Raw genomic sequence first — 25,233 nt, 5'->3', positions numbered from 1 at the left:
GTCGAGCGAACTCAGGAAGCTGGCTTGCTGCGTGACCATGCTGCTCACCTGGGCGAGCGCGAGTCCCTGCGCCTGGCCGGGCGCGCGGCCCATGGCTTCGAAGGCATGCACGAGCGTCGCGTACGTGTTCTGGAAAATCGGGTTGAGCGGGTTGACGAATTCCACGAGCCGGGTTTGATGCAGCGCCAGCCGGTGCTGCTCGAGGATGATAACCGTGGCGGTCGCGAACGACATCGTCAATTGACGCATGACGTTTTTCAGCCGGTAACCGTGGGTGTATTCCTCGATGGCGAACACGCGGAACGTCAGATTGGCGACGGGCAGCACGATAAAGAGCAGCAGCAGGCCGCGCAGCAGCAGCGGGAACAGCAGCCAGCTTTCGCTGGTGTCGGGTGTGAGGCGCGTCATCCAGAACGCGATGAAGGCCGCGAGCACGAAACCCGGCACGATGATCCACTTCTTGTGCGTGACGTATTTCGAATAACGGAAATAGAAGAACAGCGCCGTGGCCGAAATCAGCGAGGTCACGCCGGTCAGACGTCCGGCGTTCTCGACGGGATAGTTCAGGCCGCCCTCCAGCAGACGCGAGACCAGATAGCTGAGCGCAGTCGTCAGATAGTAGTAGAGCATGTACAGCAGCAAGCCGACGCGGAACGGCTTTTCGCGAAACGCATGCAGGCTCATGAGCGGCTTCGGATGATGCCACTGGTGCCACACGAACCACGCGAGCGCCGCCATGCCCGCGACCGTGAGCAGCACGATGCCGGGCGAGCCGCTGAACAGCTCGAAGCGCACCTGCTGCATGGCGATCTGCAAGGCCGCCTGAGCGAAGGCGAAGATGATGTAGGGCCAGACGTGGGTGTCGCTGCGTTCTTCCGCAACGACCAGGCCCGTATCCGGGAGCGCCAGCAGGGCGAGCACCGCATAGGCGACACCGGCCGGTGCGCAAAACGCGAACAGCGCGCGCCAGTCGAAATGCGCAACCAGCAAGCCGCCGAGCAACGGCGCAAGCGCGCTCGACAGAACGATCAGGATCAGGAACGCGCGCGTGGCGACAGGGCGCTGCTGCGGCGTGAAAGAAATCTGGATCAGGATGCGGCAGGTGCCCATCATCGGGCCGATGCAGTAGCCCTGGAAGCCGCGCGCGAAGGCCAGTTCGATCGACGATTCGCACAGCGCCGCGGCAATCGCACCCGCCGAATAGAACAGCAGGCTGCCCGCCACGTAACGACGGTAGCCGACCCGCTCGACCCACCATTGCTGCTGCAGGATGCCGAGCACGGCGCCCACGGCATAAGCGCTGGACGACCACACGAGTTCGTCGGGCGAGGCGTTGATGCCGCCCGCGATGTAGCTCGTGAAGAACGAGAAGATCGCGTTGTCGTAGTAGTCGAGGCCGGTCGCGAGCGCGAGGACCCAGGGGAAAAAATCGCCGCGCAGGCGTTCGGCGCTGAAAAGCGGCGCGCGACTGGAGGGAGGGCAGAGGCGCTCATTCGGCGTCGCCTCCGTCGTCGCTTTTGCGCTTTTGCGCCGACTTCGTTTTGCCCGTCTTGCGTGCCGTGCCGGCATTGCCGCGTGCGTGATTGCCGCTGTGCGCGTTGGCGCGTGCGGAGTGCGCAGCGTCCGTGCGCGCGAGACTGTCGTGCGCCTGCGCGGCCTGCTTGCGACGGCGCGACGCGGCCAGACGTTCGTCGATGAGCGTTTCCGACGGTTCGCCCGCGAGGCGGCGTTTCACGTAGTCGAGGTCGTGCGCGAGTTCGGCGCGCACGGTCTGCGCTTCCTTGAGTTCGCGCCGCACATCGGTAATGCGGGCATCGAGCTTGCCGATCTGCTGTTCGAGCGCATCGGCAATTTGTTGAAGCGATTCCTGCGAGTAGCGCCGACGTCCGTTATCCACCGTTTCCAGCGGCCGCTTGAGCATTTCGGTGATGCCGTGCAGTGAAAAGCCGATGGCGCGCAGCCGCAGGATGCGGCCGAATTGTTCGAGATCGCGTTCGTCGTAAAGGCGGTAACGGCCCTCGCTGCGCGTGGGTGTGACGAGGCCGCGTTCCTCGTAATACTTGAGCGTGCGGGGCGTGACGCCAAGCCTTTCGGCGGCGTCGCGCACCGTCAGCAGGGCGGGGGAATGGCTGGGCATCGATGAAGGGCCGGGATGATCCGGTGAAGAACGCATCGGCCCGATTATAGATCAACGTGCACGTTCACGTTCAGGTTGTGGCGCAGCAGCTTTGCGTGCGGACAGGGGCGATACAAACAAAAACGCCCGCAAAAGCGGGCGTTCGGGATACATCAATGAGGCTGACGAGGCAGGGCTTAGCCGCCGCGGCGCATCATGTCGAAGAACTCGGAGTTGTTCTTCGTCTGGCGAATCTTGTCGAGCAGGAATTCCATTGCTTCGACTTCGTCCATGTCGTGGATGAACTTGCGCAGCACCCAGATCTTCTGGAGGATGTCCGGCTTGATCAGCAGTTCTTCGCGACGCGTGCCCGACTTGTTCAGGTTGATCGACGGATAGACGCGCTTTTCCGCGAGACGGCGCTCGAGGTGCACTTCCATGTTGCCGGTGCCCTTGAACTCTTCGTAGATCACGTCGTCCATGCGGCTGCCGGTTTCGATCAGCGCCGTGCCGATGATGGTGAGCGAGCCACCTTCTTCGATGTTACGAGCCGCACCGAAGAAGCGCTTCGGACGTTGCAGCGCGTTGGCGTCCACACCGCCGGTCAGCACCTTGCCGGAAGCCGGCACGACCGTGTTGTAGGCGCGCGCCAGACGCGTGATCGAGTCGAGCAGAATCACCACGTCGTGCTTCATTTCGACCAGGCGCTTGGCCTTCTCGATCACCATTTCGGCGACCTGAACGTGACGTGCGGCCGGTTCGTCGAAGGTCGAGGCGATCACTTCGCCCGCCACCGAACGCTGCATTTCGGTCACTTCTTCAGGACGCTCGTCGATCAGCAGAACGAACAGCACCACGTCGGGGTGGTTCTGCTTGATGGCGTGTGCGATGTGCTGAAGCATCACGGTTTTACCGGACTTGGGCGAAGCGACCAGCAGGCCGCGCTGACCCTTGCCGATAGGCGCGATCATGTCGATGATGCGGCCCGTGACGTTTTCTTCGCCACGCATCTCACGCTCGAGCAGCAGCACCTTGTTCGGGTGCAGCGGCGTGAGATTTTCGAACATGATCTTGTGCTTCGAGGCTTCCGGCGGCTGGCCGTTGACCTTGTCCACCTTGACCAGTGCAAAGTAGCGTTCGCCGTCCTTCGGCGTGCGCACTTCACCTTCGATCGTGTCGCCGGTGTGCAGATTGAAGCGGCGGATCTGCGACGGGCTGATATAGATATCGTCCGTGCTCGCGAGATACGAGGTTTCTGGCGAGCGCAAGAAGCCGAAGCCGTCCGGGAGCACTTCAAGCGTGCCGTCACCGAAGATCGTTTCGCCCGTCTTGGCGCGCTTTTTGAGAATCGCGAACATGAGTTCCTGCTTGCGCAGGCGGTTCGCATTTTCGATCTCGAGGCCATTGGCCATCTCGATCAATTCGGACACGTGCAGAGACTTGAGCTCGGAAAGATGCATACGGAGAACCCGTCGGGGAGGATGCGACGAAAAGAAGTCAGGGGGAAAAGAAGCGAGCGGAACCGCTCAAGGACTTGTATAAGGGCGCCGGGTAGACGCTTTATGAATTCTAGCATAGCACACGCCAAAACCCGTCAGTGGAGCCCAACGGCATGTTTCGGCATGTTTTCGGGCGCGTGTTGTCGGTGGACAACATGCACGCCCGAGCATTCTAACGCGTGCGCCGCCGCTTTGTACGGCTTTCGTGCAGATCCTGTATTCGTTATTTGAATCGGATGCAGCCGGGGAGGGAACTCGCCCGGCCGGGCACGGACTTCTTCTGCGGCGCGGCGCCTTTTTACAGGTGGCTGTCCAGGAACGCGGTCAGTTGCGACTTCGAGAGCGCGCCGACCTTTTGTGCTGCGACAGCGCCGTTCTTGAAGAGGATCAGCGTGGGGATGCCACGCACGCCAAACTTCACTGGCGTCGATTGATGTTCGTCGACGTTGATCTTCGCCACTTGCAGGCGATCGCCGTAGTCCTTCGCGACCTCGTCGAGAATCGGCGCGATCATCTTGCAGGGGCCGCACCATTCGGCCCAGAAGTCCAGCAGCACGGGCTTATCGGATTTCACGACGTCCTGTTCGAACGATGCGTCGCTGATGTGCTTGATTTGTTCGCTCATTGTCTAATTACCTCTTTCGGATCGAGGCTGATTGAATTGCTCGCCACGATACACCAAAACTCAAAATAGTTCCGGGGATGCCCAGCCAGTGCCGGGCGGCTCCGGATCCGCACGTCAGGGCTTTCCTGACGAAGGTCGCCGCCAGTTTAGCCTAAATCCCTATGCGTTGCCGACGGTGATAGTACGCATACCGCCAGGAGGGTTTCCCGCTTTTTTCGCGGCGCATTCGTGCCTGTCCGTCATGCCGATCGTGCGCGAATTTCGCGCCGCGAGGTTGGAGTACTCATGCGAATATGTGCGCCCGCATGCATTTCCTGTTGTTGCGATGTTCTGGATATGGTGTTGCGCCACGGCTTTGCAAGGGCTGCCCGAACCGTGTTTCCAAAGGGATTTTTTCGCCGATTCGAAGAGTTTTGCAGTGCGGCATTCTCAAGACGGCCCATCCAGTGTTAGAATGCGACGTGACGGGCCTCCTCGCATGGTGGGGCGGTCAACCTGGTCAGGTCGGGAACGAAGCAGCCACAGCCGTTTTCCGCCAGTGCCGAGGGTCAGGCTCGTCACCTTCAATTTTCTCCGCTGTATTTCTGCTTTATCCCCAAAGTAATCCGCAGTGTGCGTCGCGATATCGCGCGCAGCACCTGTGCGTTTGCGCACCGCGTTTATCCCTGTCGATCCAGCGTCTTCGCGAAATGCCGCGCGCCGCCCGATACGCCCCGTGCGCCGGGCGCCCGCCGCCTTTCGATTCATCGGAGCGCGCGGGCGTTGCTGATACAATTTCCGGATGACCTATCAAGTTCTCGCACGCAAGTGGCGACCGAAGGATTTCGCTTCGCTCGTCGGACAGGAGCACGTGGTGCGCGCGCTCACGCATGCGCTCGACGGCGGCCGTCTCCATCACGCGTATCTCTTCACGGGCACGCGTGGCGTGGGCAAGACGACGCTCTCGCGCATCTTCGCCAAGGCGCTCAATTGCGAGACGGGCGTGACGTCGAAGCCCTGCGGTGTGTGTCGCGCGTGCCGGGAAATCGACGAGGGACGTTTCGTCGATTACGTCGAAATGGACGCGGCGAGTAATCGCGGCGTGGACGAAATGGCCGCGCTGCTCGAGCGCGCCGTTTACGCGCCGGTGGATGCGCGCTTCAAGGTCTATATGATCGACGAAGTGCACATGCTCACGAACCACGCCTTCAACGCGATGCTGAAGACGCTGGAAGAGCCGCCGCCGCACGTCAAGTTCATTCTCGCGACCACCGATCCGCAGAAGATTCCGGTCACGGTGCTGTCGCGCTGTCTGCAGTTCAATCTGAAGCAGATGCCGGCCGGCAATATCGTCGAGCACCTCACGCATATTCTCGGCGAAGAAAAGGTCGAGTTCGAGCAGCAGGCGCTGCGTTTGCTCGCGCGCGCGGCCGACGGCTCGATGCGCGACGCGCTGTCGCTGACCGATCAGGCGATCGCCTATTCGGCCAATCAGGTGACGGAAGAGGCCGTGCGCGGCATGCTCGGCGCGCTCGACCAGAGTTACCTGATTCGCCTGATCGACGCGCTGGTCGCGGGCGACGGCGCGCAGGTGCTCGCCATCGCTGATGAAATGGCGCTGCGCAGTCTGTCGTTCTCTACCGCCCTGCAGGATCTCGCGAGTCTGTTCCATCGCATCGCGTGGGCGCAGTTCGCGCCGGCATCGGTCCTCGACGAATGGCCGGAAGCCGACGATCTGCGCCGTTTCGCTCAGGCGCTGAGTCCGGAACAGGTGCAGCTTTTCTATCAGATCGCTACGCTCGGACGCAGCGAACTGGGTCTCGCGCCCGACGAATACGCGGGCTTCACCATGACGCTGCTGCGCATGCTGGCGTTCGAGCCGTCGGCGGGCGCGGGTAGCGCGGGCAGTGCGCCTGTGTCGAAGCCGGCTGCGGCGGGTGTGGCTCGCGCGGCGGTGGCGGCTTCGGCTGCGAGCGCCGCACCGGTTGAGCGCGCTGTGGCTCCGATTGCGCCTGTCGCGCCTGTTGCGGTGCCGCGCGTCGAAGTACACGCGCCCAAAGTGGAAGCCGCGCCCGCTATCGCTGAAAAGCCCGTCGAACAACCCGTGAGCGCACCGCAAGCGCGCATCGTTCCGCCTTGGGAAGACGATGCCGTAGCTGCCGCGAGCGAAGCGAAAGTCGAAGCAACCGCACCGGCTCCAGTTGTTGTGGCACCGGCACCCATTGAGCAACCCGAACCTGCCGCGGCGCCCGCGCCTCTGGAAGAGTCTGCCGAGCCCGCAGCGTCTGCCGGGCGCCCCGGTGGCGGCGCGAGCGCTGCGCTCGACGTGCTGCGTAACAAGGGGCTTAGGATTTCGCCGGAGCGGGGCGCACGCGGTGCTGCCGCTGCCGCTGCCCCCGCGACGCCGGGCGTGCAGAAGGCCGCCGCGCCGCGTATGGAAGTCAAGGTGCCGACGCCCGATCCTGCGCGCCGCGCCGCCGCCGCGCAACAGGCGCAGGCACGCCAGCCCGAACGTCGCGCTGCTGCCTCGCAGGATGCATCGGGTGCGCCGCCGTGGGACGACATTCCGCCGGACGATTACGTGCCGCTCGGCGCTGACGACGCGTATTTCTCGTCGCCCGATGATGGCTTCGCGCCGTCTTTCGAGAGCGCGTCCGCCGCGCCGCGCGCGGCTGCGCCTGCCGCGCCGTCAGCGGCCGTGGTCGACGTGAGCAAGCTGCCGCCGGGCATCCCGCTCGACGCCATCGGCTTCACGGGCGACTGGCCCGCGCTCGCCGCGACGCTGCCGCTCAAGGGCATCTCGTACCAGCTCGCCTTCAACAGCGAACTCACCGCGCTCGATAACGGCGTGCTGAAACTGAGCGTGCCGGTGCCGCAGTACGCGGAAGCCTCGCAGGTCGCCAAGCTCAAAGCAGCGCTTGCCGATAGCCTCGGCAAGACCGTCGAGCTCGACGTGACGGTCGGTCCGGCGCGCCGCACGGCGGCTGCGCTCGACGCCGCCATGCGCGCCGAGCGCCAGCGCGACGCCGAGCGCGACATCGGCGCCGATCCGTTCGTGCAGCAACTGATTCGCGACTTCGGCGCGAGCATCGTGCCCGGTTCGATCCGGCCGATCGTGCCCGAAGCCGCGCAGGGCGGCAGTCAGGCCGCCCATTGAATTGCGCCGCGCGGTGCTTTTGTGCCGCGCGCGCGAGTGACACACCTGAATCACCATGATCCAGAAGGAGCAATGAAATGTTGAAAGGCCAACTCGCCGGGCTCATGAAGCAAGCCCAGCAGATGCAGGAAAACATGAAGAAGGCGCAGGAACAGCTCGCCCAGATCGAAGTCGAGGGTCAGGCTGGCGCCGGTCTCGTCAAGGTCACGATGACGTGCCGTAACGACGTGCGCCGTGTCTCGATCGACCCGAGCCTGCTCGCCGACGACAAGGACATGCTCGAAGACCTCGTCGCCGCTGCGTTCAACGACGCCGTGCGCAAGGCCGAAGCCACCTCGCAGGAAAAGATGAGCGGCATGACTGCCGGTCTGCCGATTCCGCCGGGCTTCAAGATGCCGTTCTAAGACACGCGCGCCGCACGGCCCGAAAGCTACGCGGCGCCTCGCGCGCGACGGTTCGCAAGGCCGCCGCGCGCATTGTCTTTGGCTGTTCGTCTTTGCCGGTTCGCTGCGCACGTTTTTTCGTTTCACCACGCTGAATTCGCATGAAACAACCTTCCGCTCTCGCGGCGCTCGTCGAGGCGTTGCGCGTATTGCCCGGCGTCGGGCCGAAGTCGGCGCAGCGCATGGCCTATCACCTGATGCAACACGATCGCGATGGAGCCGAAAAGCTCGGCCAGGCGTTGCTGTTCGCGACCGATCACCTGAAGCATTGCGAGAAGTGCAACACCTTCACCGAAGCTCAGGTGTGCGAAACATGTCTCGATGAAGAGCGCGATCCTACGCTGCTTTGCGTTGTCGAGACCCCTGCCGACCAGATCATGCTCGAACAGACCATGACCTGGCGCGGCCTGTATTTTGTGCTGATGGGGCATCTTAGTCCGCTCGACGGCATCGGCCCCAAAGAGATTCATTTCGACCGGCTCGTGAAGCGCGCCTCGGACGGTGTCGTCAAGGAAGTTGTGCTGGCAACCAACTTCACCAACGAAGGCGAGGCCACGGCCCATTACCTCGGCCAGGCGCTCAAGGCGCGCGGTCTTGCCGTGACGCGGCTCGCGCGCGGCGTGCCGGTAGGCGGCGAGCTCGAATACGTCGATGCGGGCACCATCGCGCGCGCCATGCTCGACCGGCGTTCGATGTAACGCGACGGCGCGTGCGCCACGCGCCAGACACACTAAGCGGCAACACGAAGAACAGTTCAGGAGACCCATGAGCGCAGACCGTTCCCACGCATCCGCTGCCGACGCCACGAAAACGGCCGGTCCGCTCGCGGGCGTGAAGGTGCTCGAACTCGGCACGCTGATCGCAGGCCCGTTCGCGGCGCGTTTTCTCGGCGAATTCGGCGCCGAAGTCATCAAGATCGAAGATCCGAAGGGCGGCGATCCGCTGCGCAAGTGGCGCAAGCTGTGGCCCGAAGCCGGCGGCACGTCCTTGTGGTGGGCCGTGCAGGCGCGCAACAAGAAGTCGGTGACGGTCAATCTCAAGGCCGAAGAGGGCAAGGAAATCGTGCGACGTCTGGCGAAGGAAGCCGACATCGTCATCGAGAACTTCCGCCCCGGTCTGCTCGAAAAGCTCGGGCTGGGTTATGACGTGCTTTCGAAGGAGAATCCCGGCCTCGTGATGGTGCGGCTCTCGGGCTATGGCCAGAGTGGTCCGTATCGCGACCGTCCGGGCTTTGGCGCGATCGCCGAGTCGATGGGCGGCCTGCGCCACATCACCGGCTATCCCGAACTGCCGCCGCCGCGCATCGGCATTTCGATCGGCGATTCGATCGCGGCGCTGCATGGCGTGATCGGCGCAATGATGGCACTTCATCATCGAAACATGAACGGCGGTAGCGGCCAGATTGTCGACGTGGCGCTTTATGAGGCCGTGTTCAACATGATGGAGAGCGTGGTGCCCGAGTACGGCGTCTACGGCATGGTGCGCGAGCGTACCGGCGCGTCGCTGCCCGGAATCGTGCCGTCCAATACCTATCCGTGCCGCGACGGCAGCATCGTGATCGGCGGCAATAGCGATCCCATTTTCAAGCGCCTGATGACGGCGATCGATCGCGCCGATCTCGCCAACGATCCGGCGCTCGCGCATAACGACGGCCGCGTGCCGCGCACTGCCGAGATCGATGGCGCCATCGCCGCGTGGCTTTCCACACGCACCATCGACGAAGCGCTGGATGTCCTCAACGCCGCCGACGTGCCGGCCGGGCGCATCTACAGCGTGGCGGACATGTTCACCGATCCGCAGTTCGCCGCTCGCCAGATGATCCAGCAGTTCCGCTGGCAGAAGCCGGGCGACGCGAACGAAGAGGGCATCGATATTGCGTTGCCCGGCGTCACGCCCAAGCTTTCGGCCACGCCTGGCGACACGCGCTGGCTGGGCCCGGAACTCGGCGAACATACCGCTGAGGTTCTGCAATCGCTAGGTTACGACGCGCAGCAGATTGCATCGTTGCGTGCGCAACAGATTGTCTAGGCAGTTCCTCAAGGAAGTACCTCAAGGCAGTAAAACAAAAAGGCTCGCGGATAACCGGCGAGCCTTTTTCATTTTGTCCTGCCTGTGCAGCAAACGCCGCTCAAGGCTCGATGATGATCTTGCCCGTCACTTTGCGCGAGGCCATGTCCTTGAGCGCCTGCGCCGAATCCGCGAGCTTGTAGCGCTTCGAAACATAAGGCTTGAGCTTGCCTTCGCCGATCCAGCCCACCATCTGCGCGAACGCCGCTGCATTGTTCTGCGGCTCGCGGCGCGCGTAATCGCCCCAGAACACGCCGACGAGACTCGCGCCCTTGAGCAGCGCAAGATTGAGCGGCAGTTTGGGAATCTCGCCATTGGCAAAGCCCACCACGAGATAGCGCCCGCGCCAGCCGATGCTGCGAAACGCCGGTTCCGCGTAGATGCCGCCGACCGGATCGTAGATCACGTCAGGGCCTTTGCCGTCGGTGAGCGCCTTGATGCGCTCGCGCAGATCCTCGGTGCTGTAGTTGATGGTCGCGTCCGCGCCGAAGCGGCGGCACACGTCGAGCTTTTCGTCGCTCGATGCCGCGGCGATCACGCGCGCGCCCAGCACCTTGCCGATCTCCACTGCGGCCAGACCCACGCCGCCAGCCGCGCCGAGCACGAGCATCGTCTCGCCCGGCTTGAGTTGCGCACGGTCGACCACGGCGTGATGCGAGGTGCCGTAAGCGAGCGTGAAAGCGGCGGCGGTGGCGAAATCGGCCGCATCGGGCAGCGGCACGCACGCCGCCGCGTCGGCGATCGCCTGCTCGGCGAATCCGCCGTTACCCACATAGGCCACCACGCGCGTGCCCGGCGCGAGTTTCACGCCTGCGCCCGCGGCGCGCACGATGCCCGCGACCTCGGCGCCCGGGGTGAAGGGCAGCTGCGGCTTGACCTGATACTTGTTCTCGATGATGAGGACGTCCGGGAAATTCACGGCGGCGGCCTTCACGTCGATCACGACCTGGCCGGGGCCGGGTACGAGGTCGGGCAGATCTTCGAGCGTGAGCGTGTCGGGCGGCCCGTACTGGTTGCAGCGAATTGCGCGCATCGTGTCTCCTGTCGTTGTACGTCAGTCATGGATCCGGCTTGAGCGTCACAGTGTACGGCAATCCGACTCAATGCGAACGGTCGTGCGTTTATTTTCGTGGGGAGGGTTATCGCTTTGCGCATCTGATGCCAAGCGCGCTGCTCTCCGAAAGCATGTCGGAATGTGCCGTGCATTGCGTCGTAAAGTGCGCTGCCAGAAGCTGCCAGAAGCTGCCAAAAGCCGTAGGAAGGCAGCCCGCGTGTCGTTCGTCTGCCATCTTTCCTCGGTTACAATCGGCTGATGCGAATACTACTCAGCAACGACGACGGCTATCTCGCGCCCGGCCTCGCCGCGCTCTACGAAGCGCTCAAGCCGCTCGGCGAGATCACGGTGATGGCGCCCGAGCAGAACTGCAGCGCCGCATCGAACTCGCTCACGCTCTCGCGCCCGCTCTCGGTGCTGCGCTCGGCGAGCACCGGCTTCTACTACGTCAACGGCACGCCCACGGACTCGGTGCATATCGCGCTCACGGGCATGCTCGACCATCGGCCCGACCTCGTGGTGTCCGGCATCAACAACGGCCAGAACATGGGCGAGGACACGCTGTACTCGGGCACGGTCGCCGCCGCCACCGAGGGCATCATGTTCGGCGTGCCGGCCATCGCCTTCTCGCTCGTCGATAAAGACTGGGTGCATCTGGACGCCGCCGCGCGCGTGGCCGCCGACATCGTCGCGCATTACCTGGCGAACCCGCTGCCGGGCAATCCCTTGCTGAACGTCAATATTCCGAACCTGCCTTACGAGCAGATGGGCGAGTGGCGCGTCACGCGTCTGGGCAAGCGCCATCCTTCGCAGCCGGTGATCCGCCAGACCAATCCGCGCGGCGAGCCGATTTACTGGATCGGCCCCTCGGGCAGCGCGCGCGACGCGAGCGAGGGCACGGATTTCCACGCGGTGTCGAACGGCCACGTGTCGATCACGCCGCTGCAACTCGACCTGACACACACGCAGATGTTGCCGGCGGCGCACGAATGGGTGCGCCAGGGCGGCAGCGATTCATGACGAGCGAGCGCACCAGGCGTTTTCCGCTCGGCCTCGAGGATCTCGTTCGGGAGCCGCGTCGGCGTGACGATACGCGTCCCGGCGAGTCGCGTGCGACGCCTTCGGGTAAGCCGGTTGCGAAAGTCGCGACAAAGGTCGCAGTCAAGGGCACGGCAAATGCTCTGTCGCCCGGCGTGCGCTCGTCCGCGGTGGGTGCGGCGGGGAGCGCGCATGCGGTGAAAGCTGCGAAAGCGCCGGGCGTGCCGCATACCGCTGCCTCGCCCGCGCGCAAGTCCACTACGCCTCGTGCCGATCTTGCCGGTCGCGCCGCTCAAACGTTTTCGTCTGCTGCCACCAAGGCGCTCCCTGCGGTCGCACGAAACGGTAACGCGCAGACGCGCCCGGCTGGTGCGCCGCGCGCCGGTGCGGCGTCCGCTGCGGGTGCGCCTGGCGTCGCCCTGAACGGCGCACTCGCGCTGACTTCGGAACGCGTTCGCGAACGTATGGTCGAACGCCTGCGTGCGAACGGCGTGACCGATCCTCGCGTGCTTCAGGCGCTTGCGACGGTGCCGCGCCACATGTTCGTCGATCCTGGCCTTGCGACTCAGGCCTACGAAGATGCGGCGTTGCCGATCGGCCATCACCAGACCATCTCGAAGCCTTCGGTGGTCGCTCGCATGCTGGAACTCGCGGGCGCGGGCCGTGAACTGGAACGCGTGCTTGAAATCGGCACGGGCTGCGGCTATCAGGCCGCGGTGCTGAGCCGGATCGCACGCGATGTGTATTCGATTGAACGCATCAAGCCGTTATACGAGCGCGCAAAGACGAACCTGCGGCCGCTGCGCATCCCGAACATCCGCTTGCACTATGGCGACGGACGGCTCGGCATGCCGTCGGCGGCGCCGTTCGATGCGATCGTGATCGCCGCTGCCGGCTTCGACGTGCCGCAGGCGCTGCTCGAGCAGCTCGCCATCGGCGGGCGCCTGGTGGCGCCGGTCGCGGAGCAGGACGAAACGACCCAGGTGCTCACGCTCGTGGAGCGCACGGGCCCCGCGCAGTGGCGGGAGTCGCGGCTTGATCGCGTTTTCTTTGTCCCTTTAAAATCCGGAGTGATCTGAAACCGATGAGTATGTTGCGCGCGATGCAAAGAAAACGTCTGAATATCGATTTGACCACAGCCCAACGCAGTGCTTCGGTCATCGCGCTCTGTCTGCTGACGGCCTGCGCGACGCGTCTGGACAACGCGCCCGTGGTGGACCGCACCTCGGCGCTCGGCACGGCCGGCGCACAGCCGCCGGTGCCGCTCGGGCCGCCGCCTCCGGGATATTACCGGGTGAAGCCGGGCGATACTCTCTATAGGATTGCGCTCGAAAACGGCCAGAACTACCGCGACATCGCGACGTGGAACAATCTCGCCAATCCGAACCAGATCGAAGTGGATCAACTGCTGCGAGTCGTGCCGCCGGGTGCGAGCAACGCCGCTGCGTACACGCCGGGCGTCGTCACCGCGCCGGTGCCGGGTTACGCATCGGCGGGCGCACAACCTGGTGCACAGCCGGGCGCAGCCATGCCGCCGATGATCGGTTCGGGCGCGAACGCAACTTCCGCGCCGTCGGCGAGCGTACCGCCGGCAGCCAGCGGCAGCGACATGAGCGCCGCGCCTGCCGGCAACATCTCGCTGGCTTGGCCGGTGCGCGGGCCGCTGCTCAATGGCTTCGACGACACCCGCAACAAGGGCGTCAATATTGGCGGGGCGCCTGGCGACCCCGTCAAGGCCGCTGGCGACGGTCGTGTGGTTTATGCCGGAAATGGGCTGCGCGGTTACGGCAATCTCATTATCATCAAGCATGACGCGACGTTCTTGACTGCGTACGCACACAATCGCGCTTTGATGGTAAAAGAGGGAGATGCGGTCACCAAGGGCCAGAAAATCGCCGAAATGGGCAATACTGACTCGGACCGCGTGATGCTGCATTTCGAAGTACGCCGTCAGGGCAAGCCCGTCGACCCACTGAAGTACTTGCCGCCGCAATAAAGCGAGCCGACCATGCCGAAATCGAAGCGCCGTCTGCAGCAATCCGAGTCTGACAGTCAAGCCGCCCAGGTTTCGGTGGAGGACGGCGTTGCGCCCGCCGAAGAGGAGGACCTCGACGGCGCGCGCGAGCAGGACGATCGCGAGGAGCGGGAGAGCGGCTCTGAAGAGGGCGGCGAGCGCGAGGGCGCCGAAGCCTCGGAAGCGCCCTCCGACGCCGACGACTTCCGCTCCATGCTGCAGGCCGAGCTCACGGCCGACACCATCCAGCATTATCTGAACCGGATCAGCGTCAAGCCGCTGCTCACCGTCGAGGAAGAGCAGCGCTACTCGCGGCTGGCCAAGGCCGGCGAGTTCGAGGCGCGTCAGGTGATGATCGAGCGCAATTTGCGCCTTGTCGTCTCGATCGCCAAGGGGTATCTGAATCGCGGCGTGCCGCTGCTCGATCTGATCGAGGAGGGCAATCTCGGCCTGATGCACGCGATCGAGAAGTTCGATCCCACGCGCGGCTTCCGTTTTTCGACCTACGCCACCTGGTGGATCCGCCAGAGCATCGAGCGCGCAATCATGAACCAGGCGCGCACGGTGCGCCTGCCGGTGCACGTGATCCGCGAACTCAACCAGGTGCTGCGCGCCAAGCGCCATCTGGAGAAAAATTCGATGAACGCGAATGCGGCGTCGGAACGCCGCGACGCGAGCATCGACGACATCGCGTATCTCACCGGCAAAACTACCGAGGAAGTCACCGACATCCTCGCGCTCAACGAGCACACCGCCTCGCTCGATGCGCCGCTCGATCTCGACCCGGCGAGCAGTCTGCTCGATCTGCTGTCCGACGACCAGAGCCAGTCGCCCGACGCCGAAGTGCAGCACCGCGAACTCGAAACGCTTACGCGTGCGTGGCTCGGCCGCCTGTCGGACAAGCATCGTCACGTCATCGAACGGCGTTTTGGCCTGAACCATATCGAGCCCGCCACGCTCGAAGAGCTGGCCGACGAAATGGGCCTCACCCGCGAGCGCGTGCGGCAGATCCAGCAGGAAGCGCTGGTGCGCCTCAAGCGCTTTTTCGCCTCGAACGGTGTGCGCAAGGACGCCGTTCTGTAAAAATACGCCGCTTTTTTCAACGCCAACCCGGCGTTCATCTGAATGACAGCACCCGTACTCGTATTCGACATCGAGACCATTCCCGATGTCGACGGCATTCGCCGTCTCGAAGATTTGCCCGCCTCGCTCACCGACGCCGAAGTGGCCGAACACGCGTTCGCCGCGCGCCGCGAGAAAACCGGCGGCGATTTCCTGCCGCACCACCTGCAGCGCGTCGCCGCGATCTCCTGCGTGTTCCGCGATGGTCAGGGTTTTCGCGTGCGCTCGCTCGGCACGCCCGCGGACGGCGAGGCGAAGCTGATCGACTCGTTCTATCGCACCATCGAAAAGTACACGCCGCAGCTCGTGTCGTGGAACGGCGGCGGCTTCGACCTGCCGGTGCTGCACTATCGCGCGCTCGTCCATGGCATTCGCGCAGTGCGTTACTGGGAGCTGGGCGAGGAAGATCGCGACTTCAAGTGGAATAACTACATCAGCCGCTATCACTCGCGTCACACCGACCTGATGGATCTGCTGGCGATGTACCAGGCGCGCGCCAACGCGCCGCTCGACGCGCTCGCAAAGCTGTGCGGCTTTCCCGGCAAGCTGGGCATGGACGGCGGCCAGGTGTGGACGGCGTTCCAGCAGGGTCGTATCGAGGAAATCCGTAATTACTGCGAAACCGACGTGGTCAACACGTATCTGCTCTATTGCCGCTTCCAGATGATGCGCGGCGGTTTTTCCGAGCGGGAATACGACGATGAAATCACTTTCGTGAAGCAGACGCTTGCCGGTGAATCGGCGCCGCATTGGGCCGAGTATCTGAAGGCGTTTGGCGACGCCGAATAATTGCGGCTTCGCGTGGCGTCTAGCCGAGTTCGAGCACGATCGGCTGATGATCCGACGCCTGCGTTGTTCCGTCGATTTCGCAGTGCGCGAGCCGGCCGCGTAAATCTTCGGTCACGAACAGGAAGTCGCAGGTCATCGCTCCGCTCGACCATTGCTCGGTGTCGTAGACGCCGGCGGTGGGCGGCGGCGTCGCGCCGGGATGCAGTGTCACCCACGCGTCGATGAAGGCGGGGCTGCCTGCGAGCGGATCGAGCATGCGCATATAGGCGGCGCTGCCCCAGGCGCTGTTGAAATCCCCGCAGACGATGGCGCTGAGCGGCCGCGTCGTGCGCGCGAACGGGCCTGCGTCGTTCTCGGCGGGCGCGGGTTGCGCCGCATGCACGGCGGCTTCCTGCTGATAGCCGCGCAGTGCATCGACCTGCGCGAGCCGTTGGCGCTCCGAATAAAACTCCAGATGCGTCACGAGCACGCGTAGTGCGCCGCCGGGCGCATCGAGCACAGCTTCGAGCGCCGCGCGCTGCATTGAAGGCGCGGTCGGGTCGGCGGGCCAGGGTAAAAGATGGCGAAAGACGTTCGCTACCGGCAGGCGCGTAGCCAGTGCATTGCCGAACTGGCGACGCACGGACGGTTTCCCATCGCGTGACACTGCAGGATCGGCCCCCAGATCGGCGCCGATGGCTTCCAGAATCGTGTAGCCGGGCAGCAGCGAGGCAAGTTCGGCGAACTGATCGTCGCCGGGGCCGCCTGGCAGCGCGTGAAAGCCGCGCGTGATTTCCTGCAGGCACAGCACGTCGAAATCGGCCAGGCGCTGCGCTTCTCGCAGGGTGCGGGCCAGATCCACGACACCGGCGGCGTCGCGCCCCCATTGAACGTTCCAGCTCACGAGTTTCATGGCAGTGGGCCTCGATCGAAGGTCTTCGATTTGGCGCACGGCCGATGCCTGCCGCGCGCAGGCGTTAGCGGCGCTGCATCGCGTAGTCCGATGCCTGATAAGCGATGCCCGGGCCCGCAGCCGCGCGCGTCACCGAAAGGTTACACGAGCCGCGCTCGCTCGCCACCACGACCTGACGCCTGAAGTACACCGCGAAAGGGACGTCGCCGTATTTGCCGAGCGCATACTGGTAACACTCGTTGCCGTTTTCGCCGCGCATGCGGTCGGGCGGCCCAACGCGGGCAATGACGTCGTTCTGCGACATGCCGCGCGTGACCATCGAGATGGTCACTTCCGGGGCCGGAGTGGGCGAAGAGATGCAGGCGCTCAGGCCGATAGCGGCGAAGAGCGCCACGCAAACCACTTTGTTCATGCTGTTTCTCGGAATCGTGATGAAGGGCTTACCTGTACGCGCGTGGCTCGACAAGGCCAATCGGATTAGTCCCAAAAGAGTGGGCTGCCAGGGAATCCGAAATGTCTGGAAATGTCGCGAAAAGTCGCAAAGCCGGTGAAGGGCGCGTGGCGGCGCTTAGTCGAAAATCAGGCGCGCAACCAGGTAGAGAAGTCCGATCATCAAAATCGGGCTGCCGATCAGTGCGGCAGCGACGATATACGACTGGCGCCGGGCGGCGCGGTCGCGCGGTAACGCTTCGAGCAGGGGCGCCAGAAAGACGACTGCCACGCACAGCGCGCCGAGTGCGATCACAAAGCCGGTGGTGGAGAAAAGCATGTCCATGATGTCGGGTCCTATGCAGCGGCCTCACTGGGCACGTCGCGAGAAACATCATACTGACGGACGTCGTAGTAGTAGATCAGACTTATCTGAAAGCGTGATGATAGGAGCACAACCATGGTGGTGGAGTAATGCGTGTGGCGACCGGGATGAGCGCTGCGCTCGAGCCGTCCTGAAGCGTGCATGAGGAGGCGTGCGCCGAATCGACTACAATCTCGCCTTCGCCTAAAAAATCCACCCCCACTGTCTGTCAGGAATCCGCTGGTGTCCCAAGCTGCCCCCGACCCCCAAGCCGCAGCCAGCCGCGCCGAAGCCGCTGCGGCCATGCCTACGCCCTCGAAAAAGCGCAGCAAGCGCGAGCGCCGCAACGACAAGCGCGTTGCCGTCGAGGCGTCGGTTGCTAATGCCCCGATTCTGGAAATCGAGTCCCTCGACATGGAGGCGCGTGGCGTCGGCCGCACTGTCACCGAAACGGGCGAGCCAGGCAAGGTGATCTTCGTCGAGGGCGCGTTGCCCGGCGAGCGCGTCACGTACCTGAGCTATCGCAAGAAGCCGACGTTCGAGCAGGCCGAAGTCGTGAACGTGCTGCGCGAAAGCGCGATCCGCACCAAGCCGCAGTGTGCGTTCTTCGGCAAATGCGGCGGTTGCTCGATGCAGCACCTGGACGTGCGCGCCCAGATCGCCGTCAAGCAGCGCGTGCTCGAGGACAATCTCAAGCATCTGTCGAAGATTCGCGCGGAAACCATGTTCCGGCCGATCCACGGCCCGTCCTGGGGATACCGCTATCGGGCGCGCCTGACCGTGCGCAACGTGCCGAAGAAGGGCGGCGTGCTGGTGGGCTTCCATGAGCGCAAGAGCAGCTACGTGGCCGACATGACGAGCTGCGAAGTGCTGCCGCAACATGTTTCGGCGATGCTGGTGCCGCTGCGCCATCTGGTGGGCGCGTTGTCGATCAACGACCGCATGCCGCAGATCGAATTGGCCGTCGGCGCGAGCGTCACGGCGCTGGTGCTGCGCATCCTGGAGCCGCTGACCGCCGCCGACGAGGATCTGCTGCGCGCCTTCGCCGACGAGCACAACGTGCAGTTCTGGCTTCAGCCGAAGGGCCCGGAGACGGTGTTCCCGTTCTATCCGCTCGACAAGCCGCTTGACTACACGCTGCCGGAATTCGACATCCGCATGCCGTTCAAGCCGACCGACTTCACCCAGGTCAATCACCAGATCAACCGCGTGCTCGTGGGTCGCGCGCTGCGTCTGCTCGCGCCCGAACCGGGCGACCGCGTGCTCGATCTGTTCTGCGGCATCGGTAACTTCACGCTGCCGCTCGCTCGCCTCTCGCGCGAAGTGGTGGGGATCGAGGGCAGCGAGCAACTGACGACGCGCGCGCTCGAAAACGCGCGCGCCAACGGTGTGGACGGCCACACGTCGTTCGCGTGCCGCAACCTGTTCGAAGTCACGGCCGACGATATCCGCGCGCTGGGCCATTTCGACAAGTACCTGATCGATCCGCCGCGCGAAGGGGCGCTGGCCGTGTCGCAGGCGCTGGCCGAAATCGCGCAGAGCGGCAATGGTCCGCTGCCGAAGCGCATCGTGTACGTGTCATGCAGCCCGGGCACGCTCGCGCGCGACGCCGGCGTGCTCGTCAACGAGGCCGGTTATCGGCTCAAGGGCGCGGGCGTGGTCAACATGTTCCCGCACACGTCGCACGTCGAATCGATCGCGCTGTTCGAGCGCGATTAAAGGCGACCAGGCGCGTCGGCCGCAATGCCGGCGCGAAAAAAAAGCCACGGAAGCGATTCCGTGGCTTTTTTGCTTTTGCGTGCGGCTGTTACCAGATTTGCCACCAGGACTTCTGATCCTTGCCCGGGCGTGCGTGACCCGTGATGTACGGGCTGTCCGGGAAGGTCGCGGCCAGCACGCGGCGGGTGTCTTCGGCGAGCTGCGGCTGATCCAGCTTCTGGTACGACAGGATCATGATGTGCAGCGCGTCTTCGATCGCGGGCGCGCTCTTGTATTCCGTGATCGCGAGCTGTGCGCGGTTGATCGCCGCCACATAGGCGCCGCGACGATAGTAGTAGTCGGCGGCGTGCACTTCGTGCGAAGCCAGCGCGTTCACGATGTAGCGCATGCGCTGCGCGGCATCCGGCGCGTACTTGCTCTGCGGCGACTTGTCGACCACCATCTTGAAGGCGTCGTACGACTCGCGCAGCGACTTCGGATCGCGTTCGCTCATGTCCTGGCCCGAGAAGCGGCCGAACAGACCCAGATCGTCGTTGAAGTGGATCATGCCCTTGAGGTAGTACGCGTAGGCGATGTCCGGGTGATCCGGGTGCAGCTGGATGAAGCGGTTGATCGCCTGATCGGCTGCGTCGTTCTCGTTGTCCTTCCAGTCGCAGTAGGCCACGTTGATCTGTGCCTGCTGTGCGAAGTGACCGAACGGATCACGGCCCTCAAGCTGCTCGAAGTATTTCGCGCACTTGCCCCAATCGCCGCCGGAGAGCGCGTCCTGAGCCTCCGTATATAATTTGTTGTTGTTCCACGTTGCCGTTTCGTCGGTCTTTTCCGGCAGGCCGTGGCAGGCAGCCACTACGGTGAGCGCGGCGCCGCAGGCGGCAATGCGAAAGACGTTGCCCATCTTGCCGAGCGTTTGCATGTGCGTCGCGCGCAGTGCGTTTCGGGCCGCTGCATTTTTGGCCAGTTTCGTGTTCGTGTTCAAGGCTCGCATTTATCCCAGTCCAGCTTCAGGTCCACAGGTGACCCAGACTCAATGACCCGTTCAGTTATTCCGGGGGCCGGCGCTCCCGGCGCCCAAAACAGCATCAGCGATTATAGCCTGGGCGATGTGCCCGATGCCGGAGCAGCCGATGAGGCGCTCGACGACGACCTGATCGAAAGCGAATCCGCTAGCGATTCGCCCCCCGTTTCAGGCCAGTCGCGCACGCGCGTTGCGCGCGAAGATCAGGAGGCGCGCCGCGCCGAAGTGCCCGACGAACTCGCGGGCGAGCGTCTCGACAAGGTGCTCGCCCGGGTCTTCCCCGAATTTTCCCGCAACCGCCTGCAGGGCTGGATCGAGGCGCAGCGCGTGCTCGTCGACGGCAAGCCGGCCAAGGTGCGCCAGGCCGTGCCGCTTGGCGCCATGATCGAACTCGTGCCCGATCTGCTGCCCGAGCAACTGGCATTCACGCCCGAGCCTGTACCGCTCGACATCATCTACGAAGACGACACCATCCTCGTCATCAACAAGCCTGCCGGGATGGTCGTGCATCCGGCCGCTGGCAACTGGAGCGGCACGATCCTCAACGGTCTGCTGCACCGTTACGGCGAAGCGGCCGCCGGCCTGCCGCGCGCGGGCATCGTGCACCGGCTCGACAAGGAAACGTCGGGGCTGATGGTGGTGGCGCGCACGCTCGAAGCGCAGACGGATCTCGTGCGCCAGTTGCAGGCCCGCACGGTCAAGCGTCGTTATCTCGCGCTGGTGTGGGGCAACATGCCCGACGAAGGCACCATCGACGCGCCGATCGGCCGCGATCCGCGTGACCGCGTGCGCATGGCAGTGGTGAGCGGCGCGTCGGGCAAACCGGCGCGCACGCATTACCGTCGCATCGACAAGACGATCTGGCATCAGCAGCCGATCAGCGCAATTCACTGCGATCTCGAAACCGGCCGCACGCACCAGATTCGCGTGCATTGCGCGCATATCCGCCATCCGCTGCTGGGGGACCCGGTCTACGGTCACGCGCGCGGCAAACGCTCGGTGGCGGCGTTGCCCGGCGATTTCGCGCGCCAGGCGCTGCATGCGTACCGCCTCGGCCTGATTCATCCGGTGACGGGCCGCGCGATGCAATGGCGCGCCGAAGTCCCCGACGATATGGACGCGCTGATCGAAGCCCTCGGCTTCGGCGGCGAGGACAACGAGGACAGCAGCGCCTTCGACGAGATGTTCGATAGCGCCTACACCGACGAAGGCTACGTAATCGGCAGTAACGAAGAGGATTACGCGGACGACGACGAAGAAGGCGAGGACGAGCACGATCACGACGACGAGCACGACCACGACCACGACGGGGGCAAGCCCGCATGACGACTTGCCCGGAACTGACTTCCCTCGATCTGCTGCATCCCGACTGGGACGTCGCGCCGCGCGTGCGCGCTGTCGTGACCACGCGCCACGGCGGCGTGAGCGCGGCGCCGTTCGGGCGCTGGCAGGCCGGCGCGCAGACAGGCGAGGGCGTGGACCTGCCGTGCGGGCTGAACCTGGGCCGCATGTCGGGTGACGATCTTGAGCACGTCGAGGCCAATCGCGCGCGTCTGCTCGCCTATGCGGGCGTGCCCGCCGCGTGGCTCAAGCAGATCCACGGGCCGATCGTGGTCGATGCCGCCGAAGCGCTTGAAGCGGCGCGCGCTGGCACGCCGCTCGAAGCCGACGCGAGCGTGACGAACCAGCCCGGCATCGCCTGCACGGTGATGGTCGCCGACTGCATGCCGGTATTGCTGTGCGACGGCGCGGGCCGGGCGGTTGGCGCGGCGCATGCGGGCTGGCGCGGCCTGGCTGCGGGCGTCATCGAAAAGACGGCGCAGCGCGTGGCGGCGCTCGCGGGTTGCGCGGCGAGCGAGTTGCACGCTTACCTCGGACCGGCGATCGGGCCGACGGCCTTCGAAGTGGGGGCAGACGTGCGTGACGCGTTCATGACGCATGCGGCCGCTGTCGACGGTGCACAACGCATCGCCACGGCGGCTACGGACGCCGCCTTCGTGCCGCGCGCCGAAGCGCCGGGCAAGTATTTCGCCGATCTGGGGGCGCTTGCGCGTCTGCGTCTGGGCGAACTTGGCATCACGCGCGTCAGCGGTGGCGGGATGTGTACGTTCACCGACCGCGAACGCTTTTATTCGTATCGACGCGAGCCCGTGACCGGTCGCATGGCCGCGCTGATCTGGCTCGAAGGCTGAGCCATCCTGAGCTAGACCCCGCAGCCTTTTCGCTGCGGGGAACTCACCTCTACACCTGCCTTTTGGCGCTTTTTTGCTGCGCCGCACAGTCGGCCGCAAGGCATGTCCTTCCATGCGCCACGAATACGGTCGGCGCATTCCTCATTGCACTGCAAGCACTTGCGCACACGGTGGTTTTTTCGGGCGGCGCCGATGCGGCAAACGCGCTGCGTGCGCTTGCGCACGAGTGCATCGGGAAAACGATAATAAAAAAAATATCGCAGTGCGGCAAAATCGGGCACAAGCATTGACACGCTTTGCAGTGGGGAGCAAGAATGTCCTTCACCTACGGGACAGGACGCACCAGGCGCAAGACAGTGGCGCGCCTTGAGCGTTCCACCTGCCTCTCAACCAGTCCTCCGGGACACATCGGTCAAAAGCAGGCATGACGGCATCTCAACGTTCCACGACTCACCCCGGTACGGGCGCTTCAAACGACGGTGCGCAGTCTTTCATTCCGAATTTCACGCCGGACGCCGCCGGCATGCAGCAAATGCTCGACGCCTGGACACAGGCCTGGCGCAACGCCATGAGCGCCGCGCAGCAAACGGGCGCCCAGCAGTGGGGGGCGATCGGGCAGCCGGGCGCTTTGTGGCCTGGTGTCGCCGGCGCCATGAATGGCGTTGCCGATCCGGCACAGGTTGCGCAAGTCGCCCAGGCCGCTCAAGCCGCATTCGGCGCCGCGATGAATCCCGCGGCGATGCAGTCGGCGCTGGGTCAATTCGGCATTCCAGGTAACTTCGGCAATCTCGGCGCCTTCGAGGCGTTCAAGCTGCCCTCGGCTTCGATCGAGCCGACCCGGCTCCAGCAACTTCAGGCCGAATACTCGCGCGATGCGATGGAACTGCTGCGCGAGGCCTCAGTCGCCCAGCCCAAAGCGCCGGAACTCAAAGATCGGCGCTTCAATTCGGATGCGTGGAAAGCTACGCCGGCCTATGCCTTCACGGCCGCCTGGTACCTCTTGAACGCACGCTATCTGCACGAGATGGTCGACGCCATCGACACCGATGTGAAAACGCGCGAACGCATTCGCTTCGCCGTGCAGCAATGGACGGCGGCTGCTTCGCCCAGCAATTTCCTCGCGCTGAACCCGGACGCGCAGAACGCCTTGCTCGAAAGCCACGGCGAAAGCCTGCGCCAGGGCGTGATGAATCTGCTCGGCGACATGTCGCGCGGCAAGATCTCCCAGACCGACGAATCGCGTTTCGTGGTGGGCCGCAATCTCGCGACCACGGAAGGCTCGGTGGTATTCGAGAACGAACTGTTCCAGCTGATCCAGTACAAGCCCCGCACGGCCACCGTGCGCGAGCGGCCGCTGCTGATCGTGCCGCCCTGCATCAACAAGTACTACATTCTCGACCTGCAGCCCGAAAACTCGCTCGTCGCGTACGCGCTGGAGCAGGGCCAGCAGGTGTTCCTCGTCTCCTGGCATAACGGCGATGCGTCGATTGCCGACAAATCCTGGGACGACTATATCGAAGACGGCGTGCTGCGCGCGATCGACACCACGCGCAGCATCAGCGGGCGCGAACAGATCAACGCACTCGGCTTCTGCGTGGGCGGGACGTTGCTCGCCACGGCGCTGTCCGTCGCGGCAGCGCGCGGCGAGCATCCGGTTTCGGCGATGACGCTGCTCACGGCGATGCTCGACTTTTCCGATACGGGCGTGCTCGACGTGTTCGTCGACGAAGCCCACGTGCAGATGCGCGAGCAGAGCATCGGCGGCAAGAATGGCGGCACGCCGGGCCTCATGCGCGGCATGGAGTTCGCCAACACGTTCTCGTTCCTGCGCCCGAACGATCTGGTCTGGAACTACGTCGTCGACAACTATCTCAAGGGCCGCACGCCCGCGGCGTTCGATCTGCTCTACTGGAACAGCGACTCCACGAGCCTGCCGGGTCCGATGTACGCGTGGTATCTGCGCAATACGTATCTCGAGAACAAGCTGCGCGAGCCGGGCGCGCTGACCGTATGCGGCGAAGAAGTCGATCTTTCGCGCATCGACGTGCCCACGTTTATCTACGGCTCGCGCGAGGACCATATCGTGCCGTGGCGCACGGCGTACGCGTCGGTGCCGCTGCTGTCCGGGCCGCTGAAGTTCGTGCTGGGCGCGTCGGGTCACATCGCCGGCGTGATCAATCCGGCTTCGAAGAACAAGCGCAGTCACTGGGTCTTCGATACCGAGGCGAAGCATCTGCCTGAGGAAGCCGATGACTGGTTCGAAGCCGCCGAGGAAAAGCCGGGCAGCTGGTGGCCGGTGTGGGCCGAATGGCTCGATCAGTTCGGCGGCAAGAAGGTAAAGCCGCGCGCCCAGGCCGGTTCGGCGGAATTCCCCGAGATCGAGCCCGCGCCGGGCCGCTACGTGCAACAGCGCGAGTGACAGCCCCGACGCTAACGAAAGCAGTACAGACGCTGTAACAGGTTTTTGGTTTTTAACATTGACGGGCAAGCATCTCTTGCGACTTCGCGCAGCCCGGAGGAATGGAAAATGACTGACATTGTGATCGTTTCGGCCGCACGCACGGCGGTGGGTAAATTTGGTGGTTCGCTGGCGAAGGTGGCCGCACCCGACCTCGGCGCGCTGGTCATCAAGGCGGCGCTGGAGCGCGCAGGCGTGAAGCCCGAGCAGGTGAGCGACGTGATCATGGGTCAGGTGCTCACGGCCGGTTCGGGCCAGAAC

The 25,233-nt window shown here is 64.3% G+C and carries 21 protein-coding genes, 1 other RNA gene and 2 pseudogenes; 15 read left to right on the top strand and 9 right to left on the bottom strand.

Annotated features, from left to right (window positions below):
• The 4 genes and pseudogenes from VG320_RS06025 to trxA form a co-directional block, all read right to left on the bottom strand.
• Positions 1 to 1,569, bottom strand: a 1,569-nt coding sequence (locus VG320_RS06025) for an MFS transporter (RefSeq protein ID WP_327199222.1), incomplete at its 3' end; no start/stop codon positions are given.
• A gap of 76 nt (positions 1,570 to 1,645) precedes the next feature.
• Positions 1,646 to 2,137, bottom strand: a pseudogene (locus VG320_RS06020) (MerR family transcriptional regulator); the annotation flags it as partial.
• A gap of 176 nt (positions 2,138 to 2,313) precedes the next feature.
• Complete coding sequence (rho, locus tag VG320_RS06015; RefSeq protein ID WP_027818379.1) at positions 2,314 to 3,576, bottom strand: transcription termination factor Rho; 1,263 nt, start codon at positions 3,574 to 3,576, stop codon at positions 2,314 to 2,316.
• Between the two features lie 337 nt (positions 3,577 to 3,913).
• Complete coding sequence (gene trxA / locus VG320_RS06010; RefSeq protein ID WP_027818380.1) at positions 3,914 to 4,240, bottom strand: thioredoxin TrxA; 327 nt, start codon at positions 4,238 to 4,240, stop codon at positions 3,914 to 3,916.
• A 463-nt stretch (positions 4,241 to 4,703) separates the two neighbouring features.
• Between trxA and ffs the strand changes: the two genes are divergently transcribed.
• From ffs to VG320_RS05985, 5 genes are all read left to right on the top strand, one after another.
• Positions 4,704 to 4,802, top strand: an RNA gene (gene ffs, locus VG320_RS06005) — signal recognition particle sRNA small type.
• Positions 4,803 to 5,021: 219 nt separating this feature from the next.
• The gene (gene dnaX / locus VG320_RS06000; RefSeq protein ID WP_327199220.1) at positions 5,022 to 7,376 is read left to right on the top strand and encodes a DNA polymerase III subunit gamma/tau; all 2,355 of its coding nucleotides are present in this window, start codon (positions 5,022 to 5,024) and stop codon (positions 7,374 to 7,376) included.
• Positions 7,377 to 7,453: 77 nt separating this feature from the next.
• Positions 7,454 to 7,780, top strand: coding sequence for a YbaB/EbfC family nucleoid-associated protein (locus tag VG320_RS05995; RefSeq protein ID WP_027818382.1), 327 nt, complete (start codon positions 7,454 to 7,456; stop codon positions 7,778 to 7,780).
• 140 nt (positions 7,781 to 7,920) lie between these two features.
• Entirely contained in the window at positions 7,921 to 8,517 is a 597-nt protein-coding gene (gene recR / locus VG320_RS05990) for a recombination mediator RecR (RefSeq protein ID WP_103705947.1), read from the top strand.
• A gap of 67 nt (positions 8,518 to 8,584) precedes the next feature.
• The gene (locus tag VG320_RS05985) at positions 8,585 to 9,847 is read left to right on the top strand and encodes a CaiB/BaiF CoA-transferase family protein (protein WP_327199219.1); all 1,263 of its coding nucleotides are present in this window, start codon (positions 8,585 to 8,587) and stop codon (positions 9,845 to 9,847) included.
• Positions 9,848 to 9,947: 100 nt separating this feature from the next.
• Here VG320_RS05985 and VG320_RS05980 read toward each other — a convergent pair whose 3' ends face one another.
• The gene (locus VG320_RS05980) at positions 9,948 to 10,919 is read right to left on the bottom strand and encodes an NADPH:quinone oxidoreductase family protein (protein ID WP_327199218.1); all 972 of its coding nucleotides are present in this window, start codon (positions 10,917 to 10,919) and stop codon (positions 9,948 to 9,950) included.
• 279 nt (positions 10,920 to 11,198) lie between these two features.
• On the opposite strand from VG320_RS05980, the gene surE reads away from it, so the two are divergent.
• Genes surE through VG320_RS05955 form a run of 5 tightly spaced genes read left to right on the top strand, consistent with a single transcriptional unit; the run spans position 11,199 to position 15,903 of the window.
• Positions 11,199 to 11,960 (top strand): 5'/3'-nucleotidase SurE, encoded by a 762-nt coding sequence (gene surE, locus VG320_RS05975; RefSeq protein WP_327199217.1) that lies wholly within the window; start codon positions 11,199 to 11,201, stop codon positions 11,958 to 11,960.
• The gene (locus VG320_RS05970) at positions 11,957 to 13,057 is read left to right on the top strand and encodes a protein-L-isoaspartate(D-aspartate) O-methyltransferase (protein ID WP_327199216.1); all 1,101 of its coding nucleotides are present in this window, start codon (positions 11,957 to 11,959) and stop codon (positions 13,055 to 13,057) included. The genes surE and VG320_RS05970 overlap by 4 nt, the downstream gene beginning before the upstream one ends.
• Before the next feature lie 5 nt (positions 13,058 to 13,062).
• Positions 13,063 to 13,974: a peptidoglycan DD-metalloendopeptidase family protein gene (locus VG320_RS05965; RefSeq protein WP_327199215.1), complete on the top strand. Its 912-nt coding sequence runs from the start codon at positions 13,063 to 13,065 to the stop codon at positions 13,972 to 13,974.
• A gap of 12 nt (positions 13,975 to 13,986) precedes the next feature.
• Entirely contained in the window at positions 13,987 to 15,075 is a 1,089-nt protein-coding gene (gene rpoS, locus VG320_RS05960) for an RNA polymerase sigma factor RpoS (protein WP_327199214.1), read from the top strand.
• Positions 15,076 to 15,117: 42 nt separating this feature from the next.
• Positions 15,118 to 15,903 carry a 3'-5' exonuclease gene (locus VG320_RS05955; protein WP_327199213.1) on the top strand — a complete coding sequence of 262 codons (786 nt, stop codon included), beginning with the start codon at positions 15,118 to 15,120 and terminating at the stop codon, positions 15,901 to 15,903.
• A gap of 19 nt (positions 15,904 to 15,922) precedes the next feature.
• On the opposite strand, the gene VG320_RS05950 is transcribed toward VG320_RS05955, so the two are convergent.
• From VG320_RS05950 to VG320_RS05940, 3 genes are all read right to left on the bottom strand, one after another.
• The gene (locus VG320_RS05950; protein WP_327199212.1) at positions 15,923 to 16,795 is read right to left on the bottom strand and encodes an endonuclease/exonuclease/phosphatase family protein; all 873 of its coding nucleotides are present in this window, start codon (positions 16,793 to 16,795) and stop codon (positions 15,923 to 15,925) included.
• A 64-nt stretch (positions 16,796 to 16,859) separates the two neighbouring features.
• Complete coding sequence (locus tag VG320_RS05945; protein ID WP_327199211.1) at positions 16,860 to 17,207, bottom strand: hypothetical protein; 348 nt, start codon at positions 17,205 to 17,207, stop codon at positions 16,860 to 16,862.
• 156 nt (positions 17,208 to 17,363) lie between these two features.
• Complete coding sequence (locus VG320_RS05940; RefSeq protein ID WP_327199210.1) at positions 17,364 to 17,570, bottom strand: hypothetical protein; 207 nt, start codon at positions 17,568 to 17,570, stop codon at positions 17,364 to 17,366.
• 321 nt (positions 17,571 to 17,891) lie between these two features.
• On the opposite strand from VG320_RS05940, the gene rlmD reads away from it, so the two are divergent.
• Complete coding sequence (rlmD, locus tag VG320_RS05935; RefSeq protein WP_327199224.1) at positions 17,892 to 19,307, top strand: 23S rRNA (uracil(1939)-C(5))-methyltransferase RlmD; 1,416 nt, start codon at positions 17,892 to 17,894, stop codon at positions 19,305 to 19,307.
• A gap of 88 nt (positions 19,308 to 19,395) precedes the next feature.
• Here rlmD and VG320_RS05930 read toward each other — a convergent pair whose 3' ends face one another.
• On the bottom strand, positions 19,396 to 20,292 hold the full coding sequence (locus VG320_RS05930; protein ID WP_327199209.1) for an outer membrane protein assembly factor BamD: 897 nt from the start codon (positions 20,290 to 20,292) through the stop codon (positions 19,396 to 19,398).
• A 42-nt stretch (positions 20,293 to 20,334) separates the two neighbouring features.
• Between VG320_RS05930 and VG320_RS05925 the strand changes: the two genes are divergently transcribed.
• From VG320_RS05925 to VG320_RS05910, 4 genes and pseudogenes are all read left to right on the top strand, one after another.
• Entirely contained in the window at positions 20,335 to 21,648 is a 1,314-nt protein-coding gene (locus VG320_RS05925) for an RluA family pseudouridine synthase (protein ID WP_327199208.1), read from the top strand.
• A complete protein-coding gene (gene pgeF / locus VG320_RS05920; RefSeq protein ID WP_327199207.1) occupies positions 21,645 to 22,514 on the top strand; it encodes a peptidoglycan editing factor PgeF in 870 nt (289 codons plus the stop codon). The genes VG320_RS05925 and pgeF overlap by 4 nt, the downstream gene beginning before the upstream one ends.
• Before the next feature lie 424 nt (positions 22,515 to 22,938).
• Positions 22,939 to 24,933: a class I poly(R)-hydroxyalkanoic acid synthase gene (gene phaC, locus VG320_RS05915; RefSeq protein WP_414695980.1), complete on the top strand. Its 1,995-nt coding sequence runs from the start codon at positions 22,939 to 22,941 to the stop codon at positions 24,931 to 24,933.
• Between the two features lie 108 nt (positions 24,934 to 25,041).
• Positions 25,042 to 25,233, top strand: a pseudogene (locus tag VG320_RS05910) (acetyl-CoA C-acetyltransferase); the annotation flags it as partial.

The sequence above is a fragment of the Paraburkholderia sp. genome (assembly GCF_035948235.1).
Classification (GTDB): Bacteria; Pseudomonadota; Gammaproteobacteria; order Burkholderiales; family Burkholderiaceae; genus Paraburkholderia.
The sequence above is the reverse complement of the archived record's forward strand: the minus strand, read 5'-3'. Positions and strand labels throughout refer to the sequence as shown.

Bases quoted from the DNA above. Each gene is read 5' to 3' on its own strand.
- rho (WP_027818379.1), bottom strand. From the start codon at position 3,576: ATGCATCTTTCCGAGCTCAAGTCTCTGCACGTGTCCGAATTGATCGAG.
- trxA (WP_027818380.1), bottom strand. From the start codon at position 4,240: ATGAGCGAACAAATCAAGCACATCAGCGACGCATCGTTCGAACAGGAC.
- dnaX (WP_327199220.1), top strand. From the start codon at position 5,022: ATGACCTATCAAGTTCTCGCACGCAAGTGGCGACCGAAGGATTTCGCT.
- VG320_RS05995 (WP_027818382.1), top strand. From the start codon at position 7,454: ATGTTGAAAGGCCAACTCGCCGGGCTCATGAAGCAAGCCCAGCAGATG.
- recR (WP_103705947.1), top strand. From the start codon at position 7,921: ATGAAACAACCTTCCGCTCTCGCGGCGCTCGTCGAGGCGTTGCGCGTA.
- VG320_RS05985 (WP_327199219.1), top strand. From the start codon at position 8,585: ATGAGCGCAGACCGTTCCCACGCATCCGCTGCCGACGCCACGAAAACG.
- VG320_RS05980 (WP_327199218.1), bottom strand. From the start codon at position 10,919: ATGCGCGCAATTCGCTGCAACCAGTACGGGCCGCCCGACACGCTCACG.
- surE (WP_327199217.1), top strand. From the start codon at position 11,199: ATGCGAATACTACTCAGCAACGACGACGGCTATCTCGCGCCCGGCCTC.
- VG320_RS05970 (WP_327199216.1), top strand. From the start codon at position 11,957: ATGACGAGCGAGCGCACCAGGCGTTTTCCGCTCGGCCTCGAGGATCTC.
- VG320_RS05965 (WP_327199215.1), top strand. From the start codon at position 13,063: ATGAGTATGTTGCGCGCGATGCAAAGAAAACGTCTGAATATCGATTTG.
- rpoS (WP_327199214.1), top strand. From the start codon at position 13,987: ATGCCGAAATCGAAGCGCCGTCTGCAGCAATCCGAGTCTGACAGTCAA.
- VG320_RS05955 (WP_327199213.1), top strand. From the start codon at position 15,118: ATGACAGCACCCGTACTCGTATTCGACATCGAGACCATTCCCGATGTC.
- VG320_RS05950 (WP_327199212.1), bottom strand. From the start codon at position 16,795: ATGAAACTCGTGAGCTGGAACGTTCAATGGGGGCGCGACGCCGCCGGT.
- VG320_RS05945 (WP_327199211.1), bottom strand. From the start codon at position 17,207: ATGAACAAAGTGGTTTGCGTGGCGCTCTTCGCCGCTATCGGCCTGAGC.
- VG320_RS05940 (WP_327199210.1), bottom strand. From the start codon at position 17,570: ATGGACATGCTTTTCTCCACCACCGGCTTTGTGATCGCACTCGGCGCG.
- rlmD (WP_327199224.1), top strand. From the start codon at position 17,892: ATGCCTACGCCCTCGAAAAAGCGCAGCAAGCGCGAGCGCCGCAACGAC.
- VG320_RS05930 (WP_327199209.1), bottom strand. From the start codon at position 20,292: ATGCGAGCCTTGAACACGAACACGAAACTGGCCAAAAATGCAGCGGCC.
- VG320_RS05925 (WP_327199208.1), top strand. From the start codon at position 20,335: ATGACCCGTTCAGTTATTCCGGGGGCCGGCGCTCCCGGCGCCCAAAAC.
- pgeF (WP_327199207.1), top strand. From the start codon at position 21,645: ATGACGACTTGCCCGGAACTGACTTCCCTCGATCTGCTGCATCCCGAC.
- phaC (WP_414695980.1), top strand. From the start codon at position 22,939: ATGACGGCATCTCAACGTTCCACGACTCACCCCGGTACGGGCGCTTCA.